Consider the following 24,139-nt stretch of genomic DNA (forward strand, 5'->3'; position numbering starts at 1 on the left):
CCAGCATTGCGGCCCCCATATCGGAGGCTGTTCGGCGCGGGCGTCCTGTCGGATTTGAGCGATCTGTGCAAGATGGTCACGCCGACACATGCGAGTTTTGCAGCATGTCCGGAGCCCTCGCTTCACCCGCTTGCAACGCTATATCGTCCAATGACACCCGGCGGGGCTTGCGTCGACGTGTCCTGCCTGCCGACGCCCATGTACGAACTTATCTCGCTGCTGACCCGTGGTCAGCCTGACTCGGGTCGCCGGGGACCTTCGGCCATCGGCATGACCAACGTGGCGCGGGTCGGCAATGAAGCGCCGGGCGGCCCGAGCGGGCTCGTCAGCGACCTTCGCAATGTTCGACAGGCCGGCGCGTCAAGCGCGCTGTCGTTGAACGACGTTGGCGCGTCGCGATGGAACGGTGTCGAGTCGACGCCGGGTTGGGTCCGCACGTTCGGCCCTGCCTTTTCGCCAATCGCCTCGCCGGGCGGCTTGCAACCCGTCACGGCGGAGTTGATTTGCATGCTGATGGTCATGGGGGCGGAACAAGTGCGTCTGTCCGGCGGACTCGAGGCGATTGCCGCGAATCATCGTGTTTCCTTCGAGGCGTTACGCGCCCATGTCGATGAGAATGCCGATCCGACCGAGCGGGGAACGCGTTTGCTGGCGGCGTTCACCGACTCCGTCGAATCCCAATCGTCTGAAGGCGCGTTGAGCGACAGCCTCACGACGTCGCCCAGCGAGATCATCGGGGCAGCTGACGTCACGACAGGCCGCACGCATGCCAATCTCCCACATCAGGAGCGTGCAGATGTGCGAGTGTCGAACGCCTCATGCAATGCGTCGCATTTCACTGCACCCGAGACGTCCGGTCGCGACGACGCAGTGGTGCGCACCGGACCGGCAGGGGCGCTGGCTGCGCCGCTGCGTGGCCGGGGCGTGGTCGCATTCTTGCAGGCGGCGCTAGAGGCGCCCGCCGGCACGCTCGATGTCGAGCAGCAAGCCGCGCTGGCAGCGCGTTTTCACGTCTCATACAAGACGGTGAAGCGTTATTTACGTGTTGACGGCACGTTGTCCGTGACGGGGCAAATCAAGCTCGGGCCTGGAAGCGTCGCGACGGCCGGCAGAATGTCGGCCGACATCTTGCGGACCCTCCTGGCGCTGGGACCACGTCGCATCAGCGAAGCCGGGGGGCGCAAGGCGATTGCCAGGATCTTCAATATTTCGCCGCTCACGTTGAACCACTGGCTCGAAGCGAACGGCCAACTCACGCCACGGGCTTACGCCCGGCTCATTGCGTCCGCGAAGCCTCGTCGCGCGATCGACGCCGATCTTCTTCACCAGATACATGCGCACATTCGGCAGTCGGGCGGTGCCAGGGTCGATCTGCGGACGCTGGCCGACGCGTACGGCGTGCCGTTTACTTCGCTGCGTCAGTATGTCAATGACGACGGCAACTTGAGCTCGCGCGCAAAGTGCATGCTTCGGGAAAAGGCGTTCCCGCCCCGGAACCTGGTCACTGAAGACATCCTGGGCGAAATACAGGCGCTCGGTCGAACGGGCATCCGGAGCGCGGGCGGGCTGACGGGTCTGGCCGAAAGGTACGATGTCGCTTACGGGTCGTTGAAGAGCTTCATTCGAGCGGACGGGACTCTGACACCTTCTGGCGAGTACCGGCTCGGTGTGGTGTCAGCGCATGACGCGCCGCATGCGTCTCCGGCAGCGGAAAGAGCGGCAAAGCAGCGCTGGCGACATCGTCTCAGGACATGGTTATCTCGCGATATTGAACAGCCTCGGTGATCTCCGGTATGTCGATCGCGTCGCGCTGCGCAAGGTCGGCGATGGTGCGTGCCACACGCAGCACTCGGTGATAGGTGCGCGCGGACCAATGATGCTGGGTGACCGCCCGGTGCAGGACTGCCTTCGCTTCGGGACTTAACGGGCATTGGGTTTCCAGCGCGCGGTTCGACAGCGTGCAATTCAATTGCCCCTGACGCGATAGCTGCCTCGCCTGCGCCTGCGCCACGCGTTTCGCAACCTCGGCGCTGCGTTCGCCGCATGCGGGGGCGGCAAATGTCTCCGCACTCAGCGCCGGCACTTCCACGTGCAAGTCGATCCGGTCGAGCAACGGGCCGGAAAGCCGGTTGCGATATCTCGCCACTGCGTCGCCGGTACAACGGCAAGTTCGCAATGGATGCCCCAGATCACCGCAGGGGCAGGGATTCATCGCCGCGACCAGTTGGAAGGCGGCGGGGAACGTGGCGTGTCCCCCGGCACGGGAGATCGTCACGTGGCCGAGTTCCAGCGGCTCGCGCAACACCTCGAGCACCCTGCGTTGGAACTCGGGCAACTCGTCGAGAAAAAGCACACCCCGATGCGCGAGACTGATCTCTCCGGGGCGCGGCGTGCTGCCTCCGCCCACCAGCGCCGCCGACGACGCCGTGTGATGCGGCGCGCGAAACGGGCGCCGTCCCCAGTGCTGCATGTCAAAGCCGTGTGCACTGAGACTCGCGAGCGTGGCGGCCTCGACCGCCTGTGCCTTGCTCAATGGGGGCAGCAATCCGGCAAGTCGTGTGGCGAGCATGGATTTGCCGGTGCCGGGCGGCCCGTGGAACAGGATGTGGTGCCCGCCTGCCGCCGCGACTTCCAGCGCCCGTTTGGCGTGTTCCTGTCCTTTGATGTCGAGCATGTCGGCGATCTCGCCGGTGTGCGCTCCCTGTCGTGTCTCGTGATGTGTTCTCTGATGCAGCCCCTGAAGTGGCCCCGCCAACGCCTGCTGAGATTGTCCCGGAAGCGTCGCGTCGTCGGCCACGCTGCGTGGCACCGTGGCGCGCGGCAGTCGCGTGGCGACGTCCGGTTCGGCAAGATGCGCGCAGACATCGAGCAAAGTCCGCGCGCCATAGACAGTTGCCTCTTCCACCAGCGCGGCTTCCTGCGCGCTGCTCGCGGGCAGCACCAGCGCTCGTGAAGACCGGCTTTGCGCCATCGCGCTCGCCATGGCCAACCCGCCGCGAATCGGGCGCAGCTCGCCGGTGAGCGACAACTCGCCGGCAAACTCGTGCGTGCGCAGTCCCGTCTCGGGCAACTGGCCGCTCGCCGCCAGAATGCCCAGTGCGATCGGCAGATCGAAGCAGCCCGACGCCTTGGGCAAATCCGCTGGCGCGAGATTGATCGTGATACGTCGCGCCGGAAATTCGAACCGGCTGTTCTGCAACGCCGAGCGCACGCGCTCGCGGCTCTCCTTGACTTCCGTATCCGGCAGACCGACCAGCGACAGGCCCGGCAACCCGTTTGCCAAATGCACTTCGACCGTGACCGGACGTGCCGCCATTCCTGTGATTGCCCGACTGCTCACCACTGCCAATGACATGTCTTCCCTTCCCTCCTGATCTCATAACGCGCTCGGCGTTCGACTCGATGGGGAATCGTCGCTCCGGCCTATGGCGCGGCGCAATGCCTCATCGGCGCAAATGTGGGGCGCTGGGCAGGAATTCGGATGGAGGCCATTGCCTGTTCGGAACTCGCTGCGAAGTGAATAAGAGAATTCCGAGTGGTGGACAGGGAATTCGCAGGCTACGCGCTATAGGGGAAGCGCAACCGGAGACGGGGGTGGAAAAGGGGAGGAAGAAGAACGGAGGAGGCGGAAGGGAGTGCACCGAACCTCGGCGCGGGAAAGATGTGACGGCGGCCGTAAAGGGCGTGGATTTCCTGGCAGTCCGGCGACATTGCCCGCTCGGGCGGGGCCGGATGCAACAAGGGGCGCTTTCGCGCCCCTGGCAAGTCGTCAGTCTTGCGCTTCGCTGCGCAGGCCTTCGAGTTCGGCTACGCGCTTCTCGAGCGCCTCGAGCTTCTCGCGCGTACGGGCGAGCACCTGGGCCTGCACGTCGAATTCTTCGCGCGTCACCAGATCGAGCTTGGTGAAACCCTGGTTGAGCAGGCTCTTGACGTTGCGCTCGATATCCTTCGCGGGCGATTGCTTGAGCATCTCGCTCACCTTGGCTTGCATGTCTTGCAGGATCTCGTTCGGTTTCATAAGCCTTCCTCTCATCAAATCTTTGCACCGATGTGGTGCTTGCACCGTCAACGTGCTTCGCCGTGCCGGTCTGACCGGTGCAAGGTGGTGCATCCGGCATGGACCTCATGGATTGGCGCAACTCTAACACCGTTTTTTGCGCCCAGCCAGCCAAGCGGCCCGGCCAGCGGCCCTCACGCAGGCCCGGGACACCGCGCGCCGGGCTTCATTGTTGTCGGCTTGTCGCATGCCAACGTCGCTTTCCCCCGCAATTTTGCCAATTTTTTATCCCGAAATTCGTATCGTGCGCCTCGCAGCGAAAGCGGTCGAAAGACCTGGCACGGGAGTTGCTCTACCCATGTCGGAACTTGCCGCACGCTGTACCAAGACGTCGAACAATCAACTTAGGGGAAAGTGATGAAAAAAGTGTCAACAGCGGTTTGCAATGCAGTGGCTGGCGTTGTGGTTTTTGGCGCCATGACAGTGTCGAGCGGCGCGTTCGCGCAGGCGGCCGCCGATGGCGCCGCACCCGCGGCGGCGCCGACCGAAGCTGCTGCCGCGGCGGCAGAGCCGCTGACGATTACCGCGAACATCGGCCTGTTCTCGGACTATCGCTTCCGCGGTATTTCGCAAACGGCCAAGCGTCCGGCGGTGCAGGGCGGTTTCGATATCGCGCATGAATCCGGTCTGTATGCCGGCGTGTGGGCTTCGAACATCAGCTGGATTTCGGATGGGAATTCGCAGGTGAGCGCGCCCATCGAGATGGACTTTTACGGTGGCTGGAAGAAGGAAATCATCCCTGACTGGACCATCGATTTCGGCGGTCTGCAGTACTACTACCCGGGCACTTATCCGTCGGGTGATTTTTACCCGCGTCCGCATACGTTCGAGCTGTATGCCGCAGTGGGCTGGAAGACCGTAACGCTGAAGTACTCGCACGCACTGACCCGTCTTTTCGGTCTCGTGAGTCCGGGTGGCCAGGATACGTCCAACAGCGGCTATCTCGACCTGACGGGCACCTATGACCTCGGCTTCTGGGGCCTCTCGGCCGTGGGCCACGTGGGTCATCAGTGGGTGCACAACTTCAGCCCCGCAAGCTACACCGACTGGAAGATCGGCCTGACGAAGGATCTGGGCAAGAACTTCAGCGTGTCGGTCTCCTACGTCGATACGAACGCCGACGAGAAGTACTACACCGCCGCGAATTCCGGCAAGGTGCTCTCGAAAGCGACGGTCGTCGTTGGGTTGTCGAAGACATTCTAAGGAGCGACTCATCATGAAGCTGATTACCGCAATTGTGAAACCCTTCAAGCTCGACGAGGTGCGCGAAGCCCTCTCGAACATCGGCGTGGCGGGCATTACGGTGACCGAAGTCAAGGGCTTCGGCCGTCAGAAGGGCCATACCGAGTTGTACCGGGGCGCAGAGTACGTCGTCGACTTTCTGCCGAAGGTGAAGATCGAGGCGGTAATCGGCGATGCCTTGCTCGACCAGGCGATCGACGCCATCGAGCAGGCAGCCCGTACCGGCAAGATCGGCGACGGCAAGATTTTCGTGTCCAACGTCGAGCACGTGGTCCGTATCCGTACTGGAGAGACCGGCGAAGACGCGCTGTAAAGGTCCCACAAAAGAGACAATAATCATGAAAAAACTGCTTGCCAAACTCTTGCTCGCCGCCGCCTTCGCGGGCGTCGTGGGCACCATGGGCCTCGGCTCGAGCGCTGCACTGGCGCAGGACGCCTCGGCGCCTGCCGCCGCTTCGGCAACGGCCGCGCCTGCGTCTGCTGCTGCGACGGCGACCCCTGCGGCCGCACCGGCGCCTGCCGCTCAGGCCGCCGCACCGGCCGCGCCTGCCGCGGCAACGCCTGTGCCGCCGAACAAGGGCGACACGGCGTGGCTGCTCACTTGCACGGCATTCGTCATTCTCATGACGCTGCCAGGCCTGGGTCTGTTCTACGGCGGTCTCGTGCGCTCGAAGAACATGCTCTCGGTGCTGATGCAGTGTTTCATCATCTTCTCGCTGGTGGTCGTGCTCTGGGCGATCTACGGCTATAGCATCGCATTCACGGAAGGCGGGGCGTTCTTCGGCGGCTTCGATCGCATCTTCCTCAAGGGCATGACGCCGGACTCGGTGGCCGCGACCTTCAGCAAGGGCGTGAATGTGCCCGAGTACGCCTACATGGCGTTCCAGGCCGCTTTCGCTGCCATCACCTGCGCGCTGATCGTCGGCGCCTTTGCCGAGCGCGCCCGGTTCTCGGCGGTGCTGCTCTTCACGGTGATCTGGTTCACGTTCTCGTACCTGCCGATGGCCCACATGGTGTGGTTCTGGGCCGGCCCGGATGCCTACGTCGACGCCGCTGCTGCCGACGCCGCCAACGCACACGCCGGCTGGTTGTTCCAGAAGGGGGCGCTCGATTACGCCGGTGGTACGGTGGTGCACATCAACGCGGCGATTGCCGGTCTGGTGGGCTCGTACATGGTCGGCAAGCGTGTGGGTTTCGGCAAGGAAGCGTTCAAGCCGCACTCGCTCACCATGACGATGATCGGCGCCTCGCTGCTCTGGTTCGGCTGGTTCGGCTTTAACGCCGGCTCGGGTCTGGAAGCCAATGGCGGCGCTGCGCTCGCCTTCGTCAACACGCTGCTGGCCACTGCCGCCGCTACGCTGTCCTGGACGGCCGGTGAGTGGATCGGCAAGGGCAAGCCGTCGATGCTGGGTGGCGCCTCGGGGGCTGTGGCCGGTCTGGTGGCCGTCACCCCGGCGGCAGGCTTCGTCGGGCCGATGGGCTCGATCGTGCTCGGCCTGCTCGCCGGTGTGATCTGCCTGTGGGGCGTGAACGGTCTGAAGCGTCTGCTCAAGGCGGACGACGCGCTCGACGTGTTCGGCGTGCACGGTGTGGGCGGTATGCTCGGCGCGCTTCTGACGGGCGTGTTCGCTGCCCCGTCGCTGGGCGGCACGGGTATCTACGACTACGTGGCCAATGCCGTGGCGCCGGATTATTCGATCGGCGGGCAGGTCTGGATTCAGTTCCAGGGCGTTGTGACCACGCTCGTGTGGTCGGGTGTGGTCGCCTTCATCGCCTTCAAGATTGCGGACATCGTGCTGGGCTTGCGTGTGCCGGAAGACGAAGAACGCGAAGGCCTGGACATCACCTCGCACGGTGAGTCGGCCTACCACAACTGATCTGACCTCATCGCAAGGTTGAAAGGATTTGCCCCGGCGTAAGCCGGGCTGACAGAAGGAGTCGCTGGTGGTCGGTCGGACAGCCGGCACCGGCATTGCGCGGGCACCCGTCGGGTGCCCGTTTTTTTTGCCCGGCGATGGCAGGCGTGCCAAACGCATGCTTGCGATCGGGCATTTCGTCCCCATGTCTTCTCACCGCATCGCACCGCGGTTTCCCGGCTGGAGCCCCTTCGTGGGGCATGGCAAACGGCGGGGGCGCCGGGCGGATGCTCTACAATCGATATTCCATCTGGATATGAGAGAAGCATGGTTCCGCATCTCGTCACGGCCCTGAAAGGCCCCTTGCTCGACCTGGAAAAGAAGATTCTCGATGCGACGCCCGCCATCGAGCGCTGGTTCCGGCTCGAGTGGCAGGAACACACACCGCCGTTCTATTGTTCGGTCGACCTGCGAAATGCCGGCTTCAAGCTCGCTCCCGTCGACACCAACCTCTTCCCCGGTGGTTTCAACAATCTGGCGCCCGAGGTCCTGCCGCTCGCCGTGCAGGCTGCGATGGCCGCCATCGAGAAAATCTGCCCCGATGCCAAGAATCTGCTGCTGATTCCCGAACGTCATACGCGTAACTCGTTTTATTTGCAGAACATTGCGCGTCTGTCGACGATCATGCGTCACGCCGGTTTGCATGTGCGGCTGGGAAGTCTGTCGGACGACATTACCGAACCGACGACCATCGAGCTGCCCGACGGCCAGCATGTCGTGATCGAGCCGCTGGAGCGCACCCCGCGCCGTCTGGGACTCAAGAACTTCGATCCGTGCTCGATTCTGCTCAATAACGATCTGTCGGCTGGCATTCCGCCGATTCTGGAAGGCCTGCACGAGCAGTATCTGTTGCCGCCGCTGCACGCCGGCTGGGCCATGCGCCGCAAGAGCCAGCATTTCTCGGCGTACGACGACATCGTCAAGAAGTTCTCGAAGATGATCGACGTCGACCAATGGATGCTCAATCCGTACTTTGCGAAGTGCGAGGGCGTTGATTTCGACGAAGGAGTGGGCGAGGAAAAGCTTGCCGACACGGTCGACGCAGTGCTCAAGAAGATCAACAAGAAGTATCGCGAGTACGGCATCACCGAGAAGCCGTTCGTTGTGATCAAGGCGGATGCCGGCACTTACGGCATGGGCGTGATGATGGTGCACGACGCCGCCGAGCTCAAAAACCTGAATCGCCGCGAGCGCACGAAGATGAGCGTGGTGAAGGAAGGACTCGAAGTGCACGACTTCATCGTGCAGGAAGGCGTCTACACGTTCGAGCGCATCAATGAAGCGGTGGCCGAGCCGGTCGTCTACATGATCGATCGCTATGTGGTGGGCGGCTTCTATCGCGTGCACACCGGCCGGGGTACCGACGAGAACCTGAACGCGCCGGGCATGCACTTCGTGCCGCTCGCATTCGAGCACACGGCGCTTCCCGACGTCCACGCCAAGCCGGGGGCGGCGCCGCCCAATCGCTTCTACATGTATGGCGTGGTGGCACGGCTTGCGTTGCTCGCGGCATCGGTCGAACTCGAGCGCACCGATCCGGACCCGGAAACCTATTGAGCGACGTCGGCGCATGGGCTGTCGCGCACCGAGTGACAGCCCGCTGCGTACTTCGGGGCGCAGAGCCGTTTTGAGAAGTTTCTGATTTTGATGTGGGGCGCGGTCCGGCTGGCGGCGCTCCCATGGGCTTCTCTGTCAGAGAAGCGAAACGAAAAAGACGCCCGGCCGGCCCCCCGACTAGCCGGGCGTCACATTTGCCGGCCGCCTCATGCAACGGCCGGAAATCGGGGCTTTCCTGGGCGGTCCCCCCCGCAAACTGGTTCCCTTCGCTTCTCCTTCATTCTTCGGATCGGTGTACTGTGCCGGTCCGTCGTCCGGTTCGCGTCAGTCATGTAGCGATGATGCGGCGGTTCGACGCATCCAACATCCCCCGAATGGGGGATGTCCGTCCATGTTCAAGTGGAATAGGAAATTTCCTCGACGATCCTCGGGATGGTTCTTGACTGGGAGAGACAGGCGAATGCAGGGGGATTTGCGCACATGCCTTCGTCAAATGCATCAGTTGCCGGTCCCCACGCTCGGCTATCTGCCGCTGTGGCTGGAGACGTTACGCCTGTGGCTGGATGCCGACAGCGTGGCCGCACTCTGGTGTCCCGCGCCTGAGACGACCGAAGTGGTGACGGCCGACGCAGCGGCAGCGGGCGGCGCTTGTTGGTATGCGCCTCAGGCGTCGGTCGCGGCGTGTGAACGTCTTGCCGCTGGCGCAGCGCTGATGCCGCCTGCGGCAGCGCTGCAACACGCGTTGGTCGACGGTGCGATGCTGCGCGCTCATGCGCGGCATGAACGGCATGAACGCCACGCAGGACATCGGCAGCGTGGCGGCAAGCGCTGCGTGGCGGACATGCTGCGTCGCCCGGCAGAACTGAGCGCATGCCTGGCCGACGGCGATGTGCTCGATGTCTGCCTTTTGCCGGTGGCGCGCGCCGCCGACGCGCGGCCGCCTTGCGATGACACCGCCGCACTCTGTGCGACGTCGATTGGCGCGTTACGTTTGCTCGTGTCGCGCGGCCGCGAGCGCCCGTCGTTCACGACGCGCGAAATCGGCGCGTTCGAAATGGCCGCAGCGGAGTTCTCCGTCGTGCCGGAACGCCCTCAATTCCCGCCGTTCGGTGCGATGGTGCCTGCGTCGCCGGAAGTCGTTCAGGAGACGACTCGTGCCCATTGTGCCGATATCGCGGGCACGCTCGTGTGGCGCGGACGGCAGCCGGAGTGGGCGGATCCTGCGGCACTCGCGCTCATGCGTCGGGTCTGGCGACACGCGCCTGGGCGTGGGTGGCCCGACGCCTGTGTGGTGGTTCAGGCATGCCAGCGTCTCGCTGACGACCTGACGCGGTATCCGGGCGGCAACGCTTCCGCCCTCGCGCAGGTAGGTGCGCGTGTCCCCGTGCCCGGCGGCACGCTGCATTTGCACGCCACGCACCTGTGCGGCATGGGCGGCGGTGCGACCGAGCGCGTGCGCATCGCGCTGCATCTCGTCGTGCCACCCGCCATGCGGTTGCTGCAGCGATTGTGCGAGACGGCGCTCACGCCTGTACAGCGTGAGATTGCAATGCGCTTGCTGGCCGGACAGTCGCGCACTGCGACGCGTGAAGCGTGCGCGATCGGTGTGCAGACGCTCAAGACGCATCTGTCACTCATGCGTGCGCGACTCGACCCGGTGCGCGACGCGTCGTTGCTGCTGGGGCTGGGCGGAATGGGTGCAGCAGGCGCCGTCGACGCGACCAGAGGGGACGCGAGCGCTGCCCGGCCGTGATTTTCTCTACCAAAACTATTCCGAGGCAAGGCAATGCGGTACGCAGCGGCAAAACGACGCCTCGGCTAGAATAGACGCCTGTCGCCGCAGCTTGCGGTGTGTGCATCCGAACCTCCAAGATTCCCGCCGATCGATGCAGATTCTCTTTATCGCCGACCCGCTCGACCAATTCAAGATCTACAAGGACACCACGTTCTCGATGATGCGCGAAGGCGCGCGTCGCGGGCACCGCATCTTCGCTTGCGAGCCGCACGAGATGGCGTGGCAAGGCGCAACGGTCGATGCGCGCGTGAAGGAAATTCGTCTGACGGGAGACGCGCACACCTGGTATGAAGTCGTCGATACGCGTGTGGCAGCGCTCGCCGAATTCGACGCGGTGCTCATGCGCAAGGACCCGCCGTTCGACATGGAGTACATCAACGCCACGTGGCTGCTCGAAATTGCCGAGCGCGCCGGTGCGCGTGTCTTCAACAAGCCCAGCGCGATTCGCGATCACTCGGAAAAGCTGGCGATTGCCGAATTCGGCCAATTCGTGGCGCCTACGCTGGTCACGCGCGACGCCGTGCGTCTGCGCGCCTTTCACGCGGAACATGGCGACGTGATCTACAAGCCGCTTGACGGCATGGGGGGCACGGGCGTGTTCCGCATCGGTCCGGATGGCCGTAATCTCGGCTCGGTGATTGAAATGCTGGGTGAGAACGGGGCGCGTTCGGTCATGGCGCAACGCTTCATTCCGGATATCAAGCTCGGCGACAAGCGAGTGCTCGTGATCGGCGGCAAAGTGGTGCCCCATTCGCTCGCGCGCATTCCGCAAGGGAACGAAGTGCGCGGCAACCTCGCGGCGGGCGGCCTTGGCGAGGCCCGCGACCTCTCGGCGCGCGATCGTCAGATTGCCGAAGCGCTGGCGCCGGTTCTCTGGCAACGCGGCCTGTTGCTCGTGGGCCTCGACGTCATCGGCGATTACCTCACGGAGGTGAACGTCACGAGTCCGACGTGCTTCCAGGAAATCACCGACCAGACCGGTTTCGACGTGCCGAAGATGTTTATCGACGCGCTCGAACTGGCCGTCTGACGCGGATGTGAAAAGGGTTCGTGCGGCAAAAAACCGCGTCGGGGTCGAACCCTAACCTGCTGAAATTTCAGGAATAATTCGGGATTTTGTCGCGCCTGCTAAAATAAGAATCCCAAAATCGACAGGTTCGCGTTCGTCGTTGTGTTTGTATCCAGAACACCTGCGGCGCCCGGCGTGCCTAGCATCATGGCTGGAATTCTGATCATTGCCCACGCACCGCTGGCTTCGGCCCTTCGCGAGTGCGTCTCGCACATCTACGGCGGGTGTCCGTCGCGCATCGGCGCGATCGACGTTGTCCCCGACCAGGACACGGCGGCGCTCGTAGACGTCGCAAAAGAACGCCTCGCGCAACTGCACGAAGAGAACGGCGTGCTGGTGCTCACCGATCTGTTCGGGGCGACGCCCTCGAACGTGGCGGCGCAACTCGTGGGGCCGAAGGTGCGCGTGCTCGCGGGCGTGAATCTGTCGATGCTCATCAAAGCGGTCTGCTATCGCTCGGTGCCCCTCGACACGCTGGCGGAGAAGGTGCTTTCGGGCGGATCTAAAGGTATTCTGGAAGTCGGCGCGGGTGCGCCGGCCACACACACTACGTCACACTGAAACATGCTTCGACAAGAAACGACGATCGTAAATAAATTGGGCTTGCACGCCCGGGCATCCGCAAAGCTGACGCAGCTGGCGGCAAAATTTCAGAGTGAGGTCTGGCTGACCCGAAACGGTCGTCGGATCAACGCGAAGAGCATCATGGGCGTTATGATGCTGGCGGCCGGCATCGGCTCGAAGGTCGAAGTCGAGACCGAGGGCCCGGATGAAGCGCAGGCCATGCAGGAAATTCTCGACCTCATCGCGAACAAGTTCGGCGAAGGGGAATAATACGTTGCTGTGGTGATGCGGCGTCGGCAGGCGCGCCGTGTCACGCTGGCCGTGCTTTCGCCGCACCGCCGCTCACTGTCCGCAACGACAGCCAACACACAGAATACGGTCGAATCACCCGCCTCTGAACTGGGGAGACTTCCTTGTCTTTCACCCTGCACGGCATTCCCGTTTCCCGCGGCATCGCGATCGGACGCGCCTATCTGCTTGCGCCCGCGACGCTCGATGTTCCGCACTATCTGCTCGATCCCAGCCAGATCGACGACGAGATCGCACGCTTCGAAAGCGCTCAGGCGACCGTCCAGCAAGAACTCGATACGCTCAAAGAGGAACTCCCTGACGACGCCCCCGGCGAGATGGGCGCGTTTCTCGACGTTCACTCCCTGATCCTCAACGACACGCTGCTCGTCGATGCCGTGATGAAGCTCATTCGCGAGCGCCGCTACAACGCCGAGTGGGCGCTCACGACGCAGCTCGAAGTGCTCGTCGCGCGTTTCGAAGACATCGAGGACGAATACCTTCGCGAGCGTCGCGCGGACATCGAGCAGGTGACCGAGCGCGTGCTCAAGGCGCTCGCCGGGAGCCCGGGCATTCGCCACGTGGCGACCGAGACGCCGCGCGACGACATGATCGTCGTGGCGCGCGACATCGCGCCAGCCGACATGCTGCAATTCAAGTCGCAGACGTTCAAGGGCTTTGTGACGGATCTCGGCGGCAAGACGTCGCACACGGCCATCGTGGCGCGCAGTCTCGGGATTCCCGCCGCTGTCGGCGTCGCCCAGGCCAGTCTGCTTATCAAGCAGGATGACGTCATCATCATCGACGGCGATCACGGTATCGTCATCGTCGACCCTGCGCCGATCGTGCTCGAGGAGTACAGCTATCGCCAGAGCGAGCGTGCGCTCGAAGAGCGACGCCTGCAGCGTCTGAAGCATTCGCCGGCGCAGACCATCGACGGGACGCATATCGAGTTGCTCGCCAACATCGAACTGCCGGAGGATGCCAAGACCGCCGTGGCGGCGGGTGCTGTCGGCGTCGGCCTGTTCCGTACGGAATTCCTCTTCATGAACGAGGAGGAGGCGCCGGAGGAGGAAGCGCAGTTCGAGGCGTACAAACGTGCGGTCGAAGCGATGCAGGGGCTGCCGCTCACCATTCGCACCATCGACGTGGGCGCCGACAAACCCCTCGACAGTCACGAGACGTACGAGACCGCGCCGAACCCGGCCCTGGGGTTGCGGGCGATTCGCTGGAGTTTGTCCGAACCGCGCATGTTCCTCACGCAACTGCGCGCGATTTTGCGGGCTTCGGCGTTCGGCAAGGTGCAGATCCTGTTCCCGATGCTCGCGCATGCGCAGGAAATCGATCAGACGCTCGAACTCGTGCGCGAAGCCAAGTCGCAACTCGACGCAGCAGGCTTGCTGTACGACCCGAACGTGAAGCTGGGCGCCATGATCGAGGTCCCGGCCGCCGCGCTTACGGTGCCGATGTTCCTCAAGCGGCTCGACTTCCTGTCCATCGGTACGAACGATCTGATTCAGTACACGCTGGCCATCGACCGGGCGGACAATGCCGTCGCGCATCTGTACGACCCCCTGCATCCGGCCGTCCTTCGCCTGATCGCCATGACGATTCGCGAGGCACACGCCTTCGGTGTGCCGGTGGCGGTGTGCGGCGAGATGGCAGGCGACCCGACGGCCACGCGTTTGCTGCTGGGCATGGGCCTGCGCGAATTCTCGATGCATCCGAGCCAGTTGCTGCAGGTCAAACAGGAAATTCTGCGGGCGCATTTGCCCGATCTGGAGCGGCCGGTGCAGGAGTTGCTCGCGGCGACGGAACCCGAGGAGATGCAGGCGGCGCTGGCGCGGCTGGCAGTCGCCTGACCGATCGTCTCGAAAAACGCAGATCCCGTCGTCGCGCAAGGAAAAAAAAGCGGACGCTTCCTTCACGGAGCGTCCGCTTTTTTGTCTTCGAATTTGGGACGACGCCGTGGTGGCCGTCAGCCGATGCCCAAGCGATCAGTGACGCTGTGCGCAGACCTTGCACTCCGGGTTGCGTGCGCAGTGCATGGTGTGCCAGCTCATCTTTCGTGCGTCGAGCATCTGAAGACGGCCGACGAGCGGCGTGCCCACGCCGGTGATCAGCTTGATCGCCTCCGCTGCCTGCATGCTGCCGATAATGCCCACGAGCGGCGCCAGAACCCCCATCGTTGCGCACGCCTGCTCGGGGAAGGGTTCGTCGGCGGGGAAGATGCACTCATAACAGGGCGATGCATCGTTGCGCACATCGAACACGCTGATCTGTCCGTCGAAGCGCAAGGCTGCGCCGGAGACGAGCGGCACGCCAGCCGCGACGCACGCGCGGTTGACGGCGTGACGCGTAGCGAAATTGTCCGATCCGTCGAGCACGACGGTTGCGGTGCGCGCCAGCGCGGCGAGCCGGGCTTCGTCCACACGCTCGTTGACCACGTCGACGCTCACCCCCGGGTTGATTTGCGCGATGCGTGCGCGTCCGGAATCGACCTTGGGCTGCCCGACGCTTTGCGTGTCATGCAGAATCTGGCGCTGCAGGTTGGCGAGATCGACGACGTCGTCATCGATCAGCGTGATGCGCCCTACACCGGATGCCGCCAGATACAGCGCGGCCGGTGAGCCGAGCCCCCCCGCACCGACGATGACGGCATGGGCGGCGAGCAGGCGCTCCTGACCCTCGATGCCGAGTTCGTCGAGGAGGATATGGCGGGAGTAACGCAGCAGCTGATCGTCGTTCATCGCAAAACGCAAAGGGATAAAAAAACCGTGCCGGCTTTCGCGGGCACGGTTTGTAGTGTAAAGCCGTTGCTTACTTCTTGTCCGTTGGCTTGGCCGGGACGACGGTGTCCGTTTTCGGATCCGTCTTGGCGCCGGTGGCCGGTGTGGCGGCTTTCGAAGCGTCCTTCGGCAGCGGGCCAGCGTTCGCTTCGAGACGCGACTTCGTGCGCTGGACCGGCTCGCCCTTGAGCTGGTGGACCGCTTGCTGGAGCATGAAGTCCTCAGCGCTACCCAGATCCGGCAGGCGTTCCTCGCGCTCCTTCTTGCGCTCGTCCGGCGTCTTCTTCGCGTTCTCTTCTTCGAGGCGGCGCAGCTCTTCCAGGCGGCGGGCTTCGCGGGCGTCGATTTCCTTCTGCTCGTCAGGCGTCTGCGTGTTGTGCAGGTGGTTCTGGTAATCGATTTCGCGGGTCACCAGCACGTCGTCCGGATCGCCCTTCGGGTTCTGGTCGACCGGCACGTCCGGCTTGATACCGATGGACTGGATGGAGCGACCGCTCGGCGTGTAGTAGTACGCCGTGGTCAGGCGCAGCGCCGTATCCGGACCCATCTGGCGCACGGTCTGGACCGAGCCCTTGCCGAAGGTCGTCTTGCCCATGATGATGGCGCGCTTCGAGTCCTGGAGCGCCCCCGCCACGATTTCCGATGCCGACGCCGAGTAGGCGTTCACCAGCACGACCATCGGGACCGTCTTCCAGATCGGGGCTTCGCCCTTGAGCGGATCTTCCGGGCTTGCCGACAGACGGTAATTGTCGAATGTCGCCTTGTAGGTCTGCTTGGCGTCTTCGATCTGACCGTTGGTCGACACGACCGTGGCGCCTTCCTTCAGGAACGCCGCAGACACGCCCACGGCCGACTGGAGGATGCCGCCGCCGTTGTTACGCAGGTCGAGGATCAGACCCTTGAGCGGCTGGTCCTTGGCCAGTTCCTGGAGCTTCTTGGCCAGATCCGGCACGGTGCGTTCCTGGAAGCTGGTAATGCGCACGTAGCCGATACCCGGCTCGAGCAACTTGCCCTTGATGCTCTGGACACGAATTTCGGCACGCACGATGGAGACCGGGAACGTGCGCTCTTCCGACTTGCGGAAAATCGTCAGCGTGACCTTGCTGCCCGGCGCGCCGCGCATACGCTTGACCGCCTGATCGAGCGTCATGCCGCGCACGGGCTTGTCGTCGATGCGGGTGATGAGGTCGCCGGGCTTCAGACCGGCCTTGAACGCCGGGCTGTCCTCGATCGGCGAGATCACCTTCACGAGACCGTCTTCCTGCGAGATCTCGATGCCCAGACCTGCGAAACGGCCGCGCGTCTGCTCTTGCAGCTCTTTGTATTCGTCCTTGTCGAGATACGACGAGTGGGGATCGAGGCTCGACACCATGCCCTTGATGGCTGCGGTGAGCAGCTTCTTGTCGTCGACCGGCTGCACGTACTCGCGCTTGATCTGACCGAACACTTCGGCCAGCAATCGAAGCTGTTCGAGCGGCAATGGCGTGGTAGCGCTTTGTGCGGAAGCCTGCGAGAACGCGAGGGTGGCTGCCGCACCGGTCGCGAGGCCCAGCACGATCAGGCCGATGTGTTTGAGGGTTTGGCGCATATAGGCGTGGAATTTCCCGGAATTTTGGGGCGCACGCCAATGGGCGCGCGCACTTTGGCGAAGTATAACCGTTTGCCCGCAGGCGGGACATTGCCCATTCGACAGGGGGTTTTCCTGAGTGGTTCTACGAAAAGTTCCATTCCATGCGACGTCGCACCGCGAATTTCGGCGAACGTCGCCCGGTGTTGGGGCGCTTGAGTCGGCGGGGCGCGGCCTTGCCGGTGCGCGCACCGCGCGATGCGAGGAACGCTATCGACGGGGCTAGACGTGTTACCGCTTATTACGCGGCGCAACGTTCGGTCGCGGATTGGGGCGCTGGCACACCGTTGCGCATTGCTAGCGGCGCATGGGTGCACCCGTGGGCTCGCGAGCGGCCGGGATTGCCCGGGGGCTGGAGGTGGAACCTGACGCCGATATGGCGCAGGCGACAGACGATGGATCGCCGTCGGACCTGCAGCGCGAGGGCGGATAGCGGGGATATGCCGTCTGCGGCGTCGGCGCGAGGCCGGATCGCCGCAGACGACGCTTGATGCTTACTTCGACTTGCCTTGCGCGGCCACGGCGGCCAGCGCACCGGCGATCTTGTCCTGATCGCCGAGATAGTAGTGACGAATCGGCTTGAGCTCGGCGTCCAGTTCATACACGAGCGGCGTGCCGTTCGGGATGTTCAGGCCGGCGATGTCGTCGTCCGAGATGTTGTCGAGATGCTTGATCAGCGCGCGCAGCGAGTTGCCGTGCGCGGCGATGAGCACCTGCTTACCGGCGCGCACGGCCGGGGCGATTGACTCGTTCCACAACGGCAGCACGCGCGCCACGGTGTCCTTCAGGCACTCGGTGAGCGGAATCTCTTCGCGCTTGAGCTTGGCGTAGCGTGGGTCGTTAAAGGAGCTGCGCTCGTCGTCGGCGGCCAGGGGCGGCGGCGGCGTGTCGTAGCTGCGACGCCACACGTGCACCTGATCGTCGCCGTACTTCGCTGCCGTCTCGGCCTTGTTCAGACCCGCGAGCGCGCCGTAGTGGCGCTCGTTCAGGCGCCAGCTGTGCACCACGGGAATCCACATCTGATCCATGGCGTCCTGCACGTGCCACAGCGTGCGGATCGCGCGCTTGAGCACCGAGGTATAGGCAAGATCGAATTTGAAGCCGGCTTCGGCCAGCAGCTTGCCGGCGTGACCGGCTTCGGCGACACCCTTCTCGGTCAGGTCGACGTCGACCCAGCCCGTGAAGCGATTTTCTTTGTTCCACGTCGATTCGCCGTGGCGGATGAGAACGAGCTTGTACATGAGCAAACTTCAGTCAGAGTAGGAAAGCGGGGGCAGCCGGCTGGGTGCGTGGGGTTCGTTGCGAGTGGCGCAGCCAAGCCTGGTAAGGGTTTGGCGCCATCTCCCGGACAGGTTCGGCGCCCCGAAAACGAGGCTGCCGGGGTCCGGCGCAACGATTGGCAACGTCACTCGTCGGCGCAATCACGGAATATTTTATAATGATCGGATTCTTTTGATTATTTTCAGGTGGTTTGTGAAGTTCTTTGCCGATTACACCAACCTCGCGCTGATCGCCATCGCTCTCGTTTCGGGCGGCATGCTGGCCTGGCCGGTATTCAAGCGTGGCGGTCGCGGTCTGTCGACCATGGAAGCGACCCAGCTTATCAACCGCAAGGGCGCCGTGGTGCTCGATGTCCGTACGGCAGAGGAGTTTGCCACCGGTCACTTGCCTTCCGCACGCAATGTGCCGCTCGACGACGTGGAGCAAAAGGTCGCCGGCGTCATCAAGAACAAGGCGGCCCCGGTCCTTATCGTGTGCAAGAGCGGTCAACGCTCGGCGCGCGCGCAGACGCTCCTTCGCAATCTTGGTTATGCTGAGGCATTCAGCCTCCAGGGCGGTGTTGCCGCCTGGCAGGAAGCCGGCCTGCCGGTAGTCAAGTAATCGAGGAGTTGCAAGTCATGCCGAAGATCGTGATGTACAGCACGCAAGTGTGCCCGTATTGCCAGATGGCGGAGCGTCTGCTGCGTCAGCGCGGTGTTCAGGAAATCGAAAAGATTCTGATCGACAAGGATCCCGCCCGCCGCGAGGAAATGATGACGCGGACCGGGCGTCGTACCGTACCGCAAATCTATATCGACGAGCGCCATATCGGCGGTTACGACGATCTTTCGGCGCTCGATCGTGCCGGTGGCCTCGTACCGCTCTTGCAAGCTGCCTGATCCCGCCTGCAAAATAGTCGCCCAGCCGCGTGATTGCGCGGCTGTCTTCATTCCAAGGAAACGAAATGTCCGACCAGAATCAGCCGTTTTTCAGCATCCAGCGCGCCTACCTGAAAGATCTGTCGCTCGAGCAGCCGAATTCGCCCGCGATTTTCCTCGAGCAGGAGATGCCGACCGTTGAAGTGCAGCTGGACGTGGCAGCAGAACGCCTGGCCGAGGAAATCTTCGAAGTCGCCGTGATCGCCACCGTGACGGCCAAGATCAAGGACAAGGTCGCGTTCCTGGTCGAAGGCAAGCAAGCCGGTATTTTCGAAATCCGCAACGTGCCGGTCGAACAGCTCGATCCGCTCATCGGCATTGCCTGCCCGACGATCGTCTACCCGTACCTTCGCGCCAACGTGGCCGACGCCATCAGCCGTGCCGGCTTCCAGCCGATTCATCTGGCGGAAGTGAACTTCCAGGCGCTGTACGAGCAGCGTCTGGCGCAACTGGCCGAGCAACAAGCGGCCAATGGCGAGACGCCGGCCCCGGGTATCGTGATGCCCGACGGCTCGTCCGCGCAGACCCACTAAGCGCATGCGCTGCATCGACGCCATGGCTGGCCCCGTGCCGGCGATGGCGTCGAGACCTCTCTCATGAAGATTGCCGTATTCGGTGCAGGTGCCTGGGGCACCGCGATGGCGAGCCACATGGCAACGCGCCATGACGTCGTCCTCTGGGCGCGCGATGCCGCCCTCGTGGCGCAATTGCGCGCTTCGCACGAAAATTCTGCTTACCTCCCCGGTTCCCCGTTGTCCCCCCGTCTGCGATTCGAAGCCGATTTTGCGACGGCTATGGCGCATGGCACGGGCGAGCGTGCATTGTGTGTTGCGGCCGTGCCCGTGGCCGGACTGCGTGCGTTGGCCGGCCACATGGTGCTGGCGGATCATGCGCCGCAGAACCTCATCTGGCTTTGCAAGGGCTTCGAGGCCGATACCGGCCTGTTGCCGCATCAGATCGTCGCGGAGGTATTTCCGGCGGTCGCCGGCGGCTCGTTGTCCGGCCCGAGCTTTGCGCGTGAAGTCGCGCAAGGCCTGCCTGCCGCGCTGACCATTGCGAGCGCGGCGCCGCCCCTGTGTGAACTGACGATCGCGGCGTGCCACTTCGGCGCGTTGCGCATTTATTCGAGCGACGACCTCATCGGCGTTGAAGTCGGCGGGGCGGTGAAAAACGTGCTCGCGATTGCCACCGGGGTGAGCGACGGCCTCGGTCTGGGCCTGAATGCGCGCGCTGCGCTGGTTACGCGCGGTCTGGCCGAAATGACGCGTCTGGGCGTGGCGCTCGGGGGCAAGCCCGAAACGTTCATGGGGTTGGCTGGCATGGGCGATCTGATTCTGACGGCGACCGGCGATCTGTCGCGTAACCGTACCGTCGGACTGCAACTGGCCTCGGGCAAGACGCTGGACGAAGTGCTCGCGTCGCTCGGCCATGTCGCCGAAGGCGTACGATGTGCGCGTGCGGTGCGCGATCTGGCGCGCGCGCACGGTGTCGAAATGCCGATCACCGACGCCGTTTGCGCGACGCTGTTCGACGGATTGCCTGCCCGTGCGGCAGTCGAAGCCCTGCTGCGCCGCGATGCCCGTGCGGAGCGCGAGGATGACGGCCTTCAGGGCTGAATCGTCCGCCCGGCCGGCAATAACGGTTTTGTCCGACCGACAGTAAATCGCCGCGCTGTCGCACGATGGATGGCCGGTCATCACCGCCGGTCATCACCGCCTGTCATCACGCTTCCCGGCGACGGCGCCCCGCCGTCGACACTCGCCACAAGGGAGTCAAGCCCATGTCGCACGTCATCCCCTCCCATGTTCGTCTTACCGCCTCTCTGGGCGATATCACGCGCTCGACGCTCGACGTTATCGTCAATGCCGCGAATGAGTCGCTGCTCGGCGGTGGCGGCGTCGACGGCGCGATCCATCGTGCCGCCGGACCGGAACTCCTTGAAGTCTGCCGAAAACTCCAGGGTTGCCCGACCGGGCAAGCGAAGCTCACGCCGGGATTTCGCCTCAAGGCAAAGTTCGTGATTCACACTGTCGGCCCCGTGTGGCATGGCGGCGCCAATGACGAGCCTGCGCTGCTGGCGAGTTGCTACCGCGAAAGCTTGCGTCTGGCCGCTGAGCACGGATGCCGTAGCATCGCCTTCCCGGCCATTAGTTGCGGCGTGTATGGGTATCCGGCCGAGCTTGCCGTCCCCCTGGCCGTGTTCACGGTGCGCGACGCACTCCCGCATTTTCCCGGCATCGAGCATGTGGAGTTCGTGTGCTTCGATGCGGCCATGTTCTCCGCCTACCAGCGAGCGTTGGCGACGTGAGGTCGCCGCGCGATAACGCAGATCTGCGTTATCGCAAATTCAGCGATCAGGACCCGCCCGCGTACCCCTGCTGACGCCACGCTTCAAAGACCACCACGGCGACGGTATTCGAGAGATTCAGGCTGCGATTGCCGGGACGCATCGGCAGCCGCACGCGCTGGGTCGTGGCGAACGTGTCGAGCAATTGCGGATCGAGACCGCGCGTCTCGGAACCGAAGACGAACCAGTCTCCCGGCGCGAATGCGAGCTCTCCGAAAGGACGCGAACCGCGCGTGGTCAATGCAAACATTCGCGTGGGGTCCGGCGATTCGGCCGCAAGAAACGCGGCCCAATCCCGGTGAACCTTCATTTGCGCATACTCGTGATAGTCGAGTCCGGCGCGTCGCATGCGAGCGTCGTCGAGCGGAAAGCCGAGCGGTTCGATCAGATGCAACCGCGCGCCGGTGTTGGCGCACAGACGGATCACGTTGCCGGTGTTCGGCGGGATTTCAGGGCTGACGAGAACGACGTTGAACATGAGGGGGCGGCTAGAGGTTAGGGAGGGGCGGTGTGCGCAACGCGACGGCTGCGAGGACGTGCGCCGCACCGGCATGCTTGAGCGCGGCAGCGGCCGCGTCACAGGTGGCGCCGGTGGTCATCACGTCGTCGATCAGCACGACATGCCGCCCGCGCACGCGAGCGTCGGCGACGAAGACGCCGCGCAGATTACGTCGGCGCTCGTCGCGCGACAGCCGTCGCTGTGCCGCTGTCGTACGTTCGCGATGCAGCATATTGGCGCTCGCTGGCAGACGCGCTCGCCGGGATGCTACGCGCGTCAGTTCCCACGCCTGATTGAAGCCGCGTGACGCGAGCCGCGACGGCGCCAATGGCACGGGTACGAGCAGCGGTGCCGTCGAGTCGGCCCAGGCGTCGCGGTTGCCGTTACGATCCGGACTTCGATGGTGGGCTGCAATGGCATCGCCGAGGCGTTCGCCAAATTCTCGCGCAAGCGGCAGAGCACCGTGGTATTTCAGACGAATCATCAGGTTGTTGAGGGGCGTCACGTAGTCTGCGAGCGTCAATGTGCCGTCGAACGCTGGCGGATGCCGCAGGCATTGTCCGCACAGCGCCGTGTCAGGGGTGCGACGAATTGTCGCACTTTCGGTGCGGCATGCTGACGTTCCGTCTTCCATGAGCCACTGCGGCGGCAGCGCAATCGCACATCGACGGCATCGCAACGGGGCGATGGCGCAGGACACATCGAAGCCAGCGGCACAGTCTGCACAGATCTGGCGCGGCGTCCGTTGACGGCAGACGGCGCAATGGTCCGGCAGCACGATGTCCAGCAGTCCGCCTGCGAGCCTGGCAAGCGTGGGAAAGCGGGATAGGAGCATTGGCACGGCAGTGGGTATGACGGCTGAAAGGGCAGGGTGCGGCGGCTACGGCGTCCGGTCGGCGGCAGGCTGCCGGGCAATTCCATGCGGAGGTCGGCAAGTCGATGCTCACGACGGAAGCCGTCCATGATTGGATGCGCCCGGGCTGCTTGGCGGTGACCGATGCGTTCCGACAGCAGCGAGTATACTGCCGACTCGTCTTTTCGCCTGTCCCATGAAGCCCTCCGACGCTCCCCAAACCCCGTCTTCTGCGTTTTCCGCACGCTTTTTGCGCACCGCCTTCGATCGCCGCGCGTCGAAATGGCCGGACGCCGATTTCCTGATGCGGGAGGTCGCGTCGCGGCTGGCGAGCCGACTCGATTACATCAAGCTCAAGCCGAAACGGCTGCTCGACGCCGGTTGCGGCACGGGCGGCGATTTGCTCGGGTTTGGCGAACGGTATCCCGACGCCTACCGGGTAGGGCTCGATGCGTCATATGCCATGGCCAAGTCCGCCGCAGCCGCCGGCGCGACGACGGGCTGGCGACGTTTGCTGCGCGCCGCGCCGCCGTATGGCGTGGTGCAGGCCGACTTTGCGGCACTGCCGTTTGCACCGCGCTCATTCGACCTCGTGTGGTCGAACCTTGCGCTTCACTGGTATCGCGAACCGCATCGCGTGATTCCGGAATGGCACCGCGTGCTGAGCACCGATGGCTTGCTGATGTTTTCGGCGTATGGTCCCGACACATTGCGCGAGTTGCGGGCCGCATGGGCAGAAGTCGACGACCTCCCGCATGCGCTCGAGCCGACCGATATGCACGACCTCGGCGACATGATGGTGGCGAGCGGTTTCGACACACCGGTGACCGATATGGAACGGCTCACGCTCACCTTTGAATCGCCGGACACCTTGCTGCGCGACGTGCGCCTGCTTGGCGTGAATCCGTTGCCGGAACGCCGTCAGGGGCTGACGGGGCGTACGCGGCTTGCGGCGCTACGGGCGGCGCTGGATCGTCAGCGCGATCGTGACGGCACCCTCGCCCTGACGTTCGAACTCGTCTACGGACACGCCTGGAAGATTCCGGAAAAGACCGATGCCGCGGGCAATGCCGTCGTGCGCATCCAGGACATCGGACGCGGTGGCCGACCCCGCTAGATCGAGGTAAGTCTCTGTCTTTCAACGCTTTCGTCGCACGTCGACGTTAGCGGCCATCGGCGGAAATCTCCGCCGATCTCCGCTGATCTCTTTTCGATTCTCCCATCGCGCCGCCGCGCGCTGTCACGACGCCATCGCGTCGATGCCTGCGGCTGACTCACCGCACCCTGCGTCCTACACGACCATGCAGGTATTCCGCGTTCGCTCGCTTCGCTTAAATG

Annotated in this window: 23 protein-coding genes; 16 read left to right on the forward strand and 7 right to left on the reverse strand. The window is 63.9% G+C overall.

Annotated elements, in window-relative coordinates; genetic code table 11:
* Positions 1–198: 198 nt before the first annotated feature.
* Entirely contained in the window at positions 199–1,785 is a 1,587-nt protein-coding gene (locus tag UC34_RS02480; RefSeq protein WP_044453688.1) for a helix-turn-helix domain-containing protein, read from the forward strand.
* On the opposite strand, the gene UC34_RS02485 is transcribed toward UC34_RS02480, so the two are convergent.
* Both UC34_RS02485 and UC34_RS02490 read right to left on the reverse strand, forming a co-directional pair.
* Complete coding sequence (locus UC34_RS02485) at positions 1,745–3,355, reverse strand: YifB family Mg chelatase-like AAA ATPase (RefSeq protein WP_044453689.1); 1,611 nt, start codon at positions 3,353–3,355, stop codon at positions 1,745–1,747. The two genes, UC34_RS02480 and UC34_RS02485, sit on opposite strands and share 41 nt — an antisense overlap.
* 414 nt (positions 3,356–3,769) lie before the next feature.
* The gene (locus UC34_RS02490; RefSeq protein ID WP_069340380.1) at positions 3,770–4,018 is read right to left on the reverse strand and encodes an accessory factor UbiK family protein; all 249 of its coding nucleotides are present in this window, start codon (positions 4,016–4,018) and stop codon (positions 3,770–3,772) included.
* A gap of 396 nt (positions 4,019–4,414) precedes the next feature.
* On the opposite strand from UC34_RS02490, the gene UC34_RS02495 reads away from it, so the two are divergent.
* The 9 genes from UC34_RS02495 (at position 4,415) to ptsP (ending at position 14,350) form a co-directional block, all read left to right on the forward strand.
* Positions 4,415–5,260 (forward strand): TorF family putative porin, encoded by an 846-nt coding sequence (locus tag UC34_RS02495; RefSeq protein WP_044453691.1) that lies wholly within the window; start codon positions 4,415–4,417, stop codon positions 5,258–5,260.
* A gap of 13 nt (positions 5,261–5,273) precedes the next feature.
* Positions 5,274–5,612 carry a P-II family nitrogen regulator gene (locus tag UC34_RS02500; RefSeq protein WP_010804740.1) on the forward strand — a complete coding sequence of 113 codons (339 nt, stop codon included), beginning with the start codon at positions 5,274–5,276 and terminating at the stop codon, positions 5,610–5,612.
* A gap of 85 nt (positions 5,613–5,697) precedes the next feature.
* Complete coding sequence (amt, locus tag UC34_RS02505) at positions 5,698–7,176, forward strand: ammonium transporter (RefSeq protein ID WP_237165302.1); 1,479 nt, start codon at positions 5,698–5,700, stop codon at positions 7,174–7,176.
* A gap of 306 nt (positions 7,177–7,482) precedes the next feature.
* Entirely contained in the window at positions 7,483–8,772 is a 1,290-nt protein-coding gene (gene gshA, locus UC34_RS02510; protein ID WP_044453694.1) for a glutamate--cysteine ligase, read from the forward strand.
* 493 nt (positions 8,773–9,265) lie between these two features.
* The gene (locus UC34_RS02515; RefSeq protein WP_044453696.1) at positions 9,266–10,525 is read left to right on the forward strand and encodes a hypothetical protein; all 1,260 of its coding nucleotides are present in this window, start codon (positions 9,266–9,268) and stop codon (positions 10,523–10,525) included.
* Between the two features lie 133 nt (positions 10,526–10,658).
* Positions 10,659–11,597, forward strand: a complete 939-nt coding sequence (gene gshB, locus UC34_RS02520) for a glutathione synthase (RefSeq protein ID WP_044453698.1) — start codon at positions 10,659–10,661, stop codon at positions 11,595–11,597.
* A 186-nt stretch (positions 11,598–11,783) separates the two neighbouring features.
* Entirely contained in the window at positions 11,784–12,197 is a 414-nt protein-coding gene (locus tag UC34_RS02525) for a PTS sugar transporter subunit IIA (RefSeq protein ID WP_044453699.1), read from the forward strand.
* 3 nt (positions 12,198–12,200) lie between these two features.
* On the forward strand, positions 12,201–12,470 hold the full coding sequence (locus UC34_RS02530) for an HPr family phosphocarrier protein (protein ID WP_044453701.1): 270 nt from the start codon (positions 12,201–12,203) through the stop codon (positions 12,468–12,470).
* A gap of 143 nt (positions 12,471–12,613) precedes the next feature.
* Entirely contained in the window at positions 12,614–14,350 is a 1,737-nt protein-coding gene (gene ptsP / locus UC34_RS02535; protein ID WP_044453703.1) for a phosphoenolpyruvate--protein phosphotransferase, read from the forward strand.
* A 135-nt stretch (positions 14,351–14,485) separates the two neighbouring features.
* Here the strand turns inward: ptsP and UC34_RS02540 are convergent, their stop codons facing one another.
* From UC34_RS02540 to gpmA, 3 genes are all read right to left on the reverse strand, one after another.
* Positions 14,486–15,238, reverse strand: a complete 753-nt coding sequence (locus UC34_RS02540; RefSeq protein ID WP_044453705.1) for a HesA/MoeB/ThiF family protein — start codon at positions 15,236–15,238, stop codon at positions 14,486–14,488.
* A 70-nt stretch (positions 15,239–15,308) separates the two neighbouring features.
* A complete protein-coding gene (locus UC34_RS02545; RefSeq protein WP_044453707.1) occupies positions 15,309–16,865 on the reverse strand; it encodes a S41 family peptidase in 1,557 nt (518 codons plus the stop codon).
* A 533-nt stretch (positions 16,866–17,398) separates the two neighbouring features.
* Positions 17,399–18,145 (reverse strand): 2,3-diphosphoglycerate-dependent phosphoglycerate mutase, encoded by a 747-nt coding sequence (gene gpmA, locus UC34_RS02550; RefSeq protein ID WP_044453708.1) that lies wholly within the window; start codon positions 18,143–18,145, stop codon positions 17,399–17,401.
* A 232-nt stretch (positions 18,146–18,377) separates the two neighbouring features.
* On the opposite strand from gpmA, the gene UC34_RS02555 reads away from it, so the two are divergent.
* The 5 genes from UC34_RS02555 (at position 18,378) to UC34_RS02575 (ending at position 21,410) form a co-directional block, all read left to right on the forward strand.
* Positions 18,378–18,785 (forward strand): rhodanese-like domain-containing protein, encoded by a 408-nt coding sequence (locus UC34_RS02555; protein ID WP_044457658.1) that lies wholly within the window; start codon positions 18,378–18,380, stop codon positions 18,783–18,785.
* A gap of 17 nt (positions 18,786–18,802) precedes the next feature.
* Complete coding sequence (grxC, locus tag UC34_RS02560) at positions 18,803–19,063, forward strand: glutaredoxin 3 (RefSeq protein ID WP_044453710.1); 261 nt, start codon at positions 18,803–18,805, stop codon at positions 19,061–19,063.
* A 65-nt stretch (positions 19,064–19,128) separates the two neighbouring features.
* Entirely contained in the window at positions 19,129–19,635 is a 507-nt protein-coding gene (secB, locus tag UC34_RS02565) for a protein-export chaperone SecB (RefSeq protein WP_010804753.1), read from the forward strand.
* A 63-nt stretch (positions 19,636–19,698) separates the two neighbouring features.
* Positions 19,699–20,718, forward strand: coding sequence for an NAD(P)H-dependent glycerol-3-phosphate dehydrogenase (locus tag UC34_RS02570; RefSeq protein ID WP_044453715.1), 1,020 nt, complete (start codon positions 19,699–19,701; stop codon positions 20,716–20,718).
* A gap of 164 nt (positions 20,719–20,882) precedes the next feature.
* A complete protein-coding gene (locus UC34_RS02575) occupies positions 20,883–21,410 on the forward strand; it encodes an O-acetyl-ADP-ribose deacetylase (protein ID WP_044453717.1) in 528 nt (175 codons plus the stop codon).
* Positions 21,411–21,456: 46 nt separating this feature from the next.
* On the opposite strand, the gene trmL is transcribed toward UC34_RS02575, so the two are convergent.
* Positions 21,457–21,927: a tRNA (uridine(34)/cytosine(34)/5-carboxymethylaminomethyluridine(34)-2'-O)-methyltransferase TrmL gene (gene trmL / locus UC34_RS02580; RefSeq protein WP_044453719.1), complete on the reverse strand. Its 471-nt coding sequence runs from the start codon at positions 21,925–21,927 to the stop codon at positions 21,457–21,459.
* A 10-nt stretch (positions 21,928–21,937) separates the two neighbouring features.
* The gene (locus UC34_RS02585; protein WP_044453721.1) at positions 21,938–22,783 is read right to left on the reverse strand and encodes a ComF family protein; all 846 of its coding nucleotides are present in this window, start codon (positions 22,781–22,783) and stop codon (positions 21,938–21,940) included.
* A gap of 214 nt (positions 22,784–22,997) precedes the next feature.
* On the opposite strand from UC34_RS02585, the gene UC34_RS02590 reads away from it, so the two are divergent.
* On the forward strand, positions 22,998–23,918 hold the full coding sequence (locus UC34_RS02590; RefSeq protein ID WP_044453723.1) for a methyltransferase domain-containing protein: 921 nt from the start codon (positions 22,998–23,000) through the stop codon (positions 23,916–23,918).
* The last annotated feature ends 221 nt before the right edge of the window (positions 23,919–24,139 follow it).

Origin of the sequence: Pandoraea vervacti, assembly GCF_000934605.2 — a bacterium.
Lineage (GTDB): Bacteria > Pseudomonadota > Gammaproteobacteria > Burkholderiales > Burkholderiaceae > Pandoraea > Pandoraea vervacti.

Coding starts and splice junctions, on each gene's coding strand:
- UC34_RS02530 (WP_044453701.1), top strand. CDS start 12,201: ATGCTTCGACAAGAAACGACGATCGTAAATAAATTGGGCTTGCACGCC.
- UC34_RS02495 (WP_044453691.1), top strand. CDS start 4,415: ATGAAAAAAGTGTCAACAGCGGTTTGCAATGCAGTGGCTGGCGTTGTG.
- UC34_RS02590 (WP_044453723.1), top strand. CDS start 22,998: ATGAAGCCCTCCGACGCTCCCCAAACCCCGTCTTCTGCGTTTTCCGCA.
- UC34_RS02575 (WP_044453717.1), top strand. CDS start 20,883: ATGTCGCACGTCATCCCCTCCCATGTTCGTCTTACCGCCTCTCTGGGC.
- UC34_RS02545 (WP_044453707.1), bottom strand. CDS start 16,865: ATGCGCCAAACCCTCAAACACATCGGCCTGATCGTGCTGGGCCTCGCG.
- UC34_RS02570 (WP_044453715.1), top strand. CDS start 19,699: ATGAAGATTGCCGTATTCGGTGCAGGTGCCTGGGGCACCGCGATGGCG.
- gshA (WP_044453694.1), top strand. CDS start 7,483: ATGGTTCCGCATCTCGTCACGGCCCTGAAAGGCCCCTTGCTCGACCTG.
- grxC (WP_044453710.1), top strand. CDS start 18,803: ATGCCGAAGATCGTGATGTACAGCACGCAAGTGTGCCCGTATTGCCAG.
- UC34_RS02480 (WP_044453688.1), top strand. CDS start 199: ATGTACGAACTTATCTCGCTGCTGACCCGTGGTCAGCCTGACTCGGGT.
- amt (WP_237165302.1), top strand. CDS start 5,698: ATGGGCCTCGGCTCGAGCGCTGCACTGGCGCAGGACGCCTCGGCGCCT.
- UC34_RS02490 (WP_069340380.1), bottom strand. CDS start 4,018: ATGAAACCGAACGAGATCCTGCAAGACATGCAAGCCAAGGTGAGCGAG.
- gpmA (WP_044453708.1), bottom strand. CDS start 18,145: ATGTACAAGCTCGTTCTCATCCGCCACGGCGAATCGACGTGGAACAAA.
- UC34_RS02485 (WP_044453689.1), bottom strand. CDS start 3,355: ATGTCATTGGCAGTGGTGAGCAGTCGGGCAATCACAGGAATGGCGGCA.
- UC34_RS02500 (WP_010804740.1), top strand. CDS start 5,274: ATGAAGCTGATTACCGCAATTGTGAAACCCTTCAAGCTCGACGAGGTG.
- UC34_RS02585 (WP_044453721.1), bottom strand. CDS start 22,783: ATGCTCCTATCCCGCTTTCCCACGCTTGCCAGGCTCGCAGGCGGACTG.
- UC34_RS02540 (WP_044453705.1), bottom strand. CDS start 15,238: ATGAACGACGATCAGCTGCTGCGTTACTCCCGCCATATCCTCCTCGAC.
- secB (WP_010804753.1), top strand. CDS start 19,129: ATGTCCGACCAGAATCAGCCGTTTTTCAGCATCCAGCGCGCCTACCTG.
- gshB (WP_044453698.1), top strand. CDS start 10,659: ATGCAGATTCTCTTTATCGCCGACCCGCTCGACCAATTCAAGATCTAC.
- UC34_RS02525 (WP_044453699.1), top strand. CDS start 11,784: ATGGCTGGAATTCTGATCATTGCCCACGCACCGCTGGCTTCGGCCCTT.
- UC34_RS02515 (WP_044453696.1), top strand. CDS start 9,266: ATGCATCAGTTGCCGGTCCCCACGCTCGGCTATCTGCCGCTGTGGCTG.
- trmL (WP_044453719.1), bottom strand. CDS start 21,927: ATGTTCAACGTCGTTCTCGTCAGCCCTGAAATCCCGCCGAACACCGGC.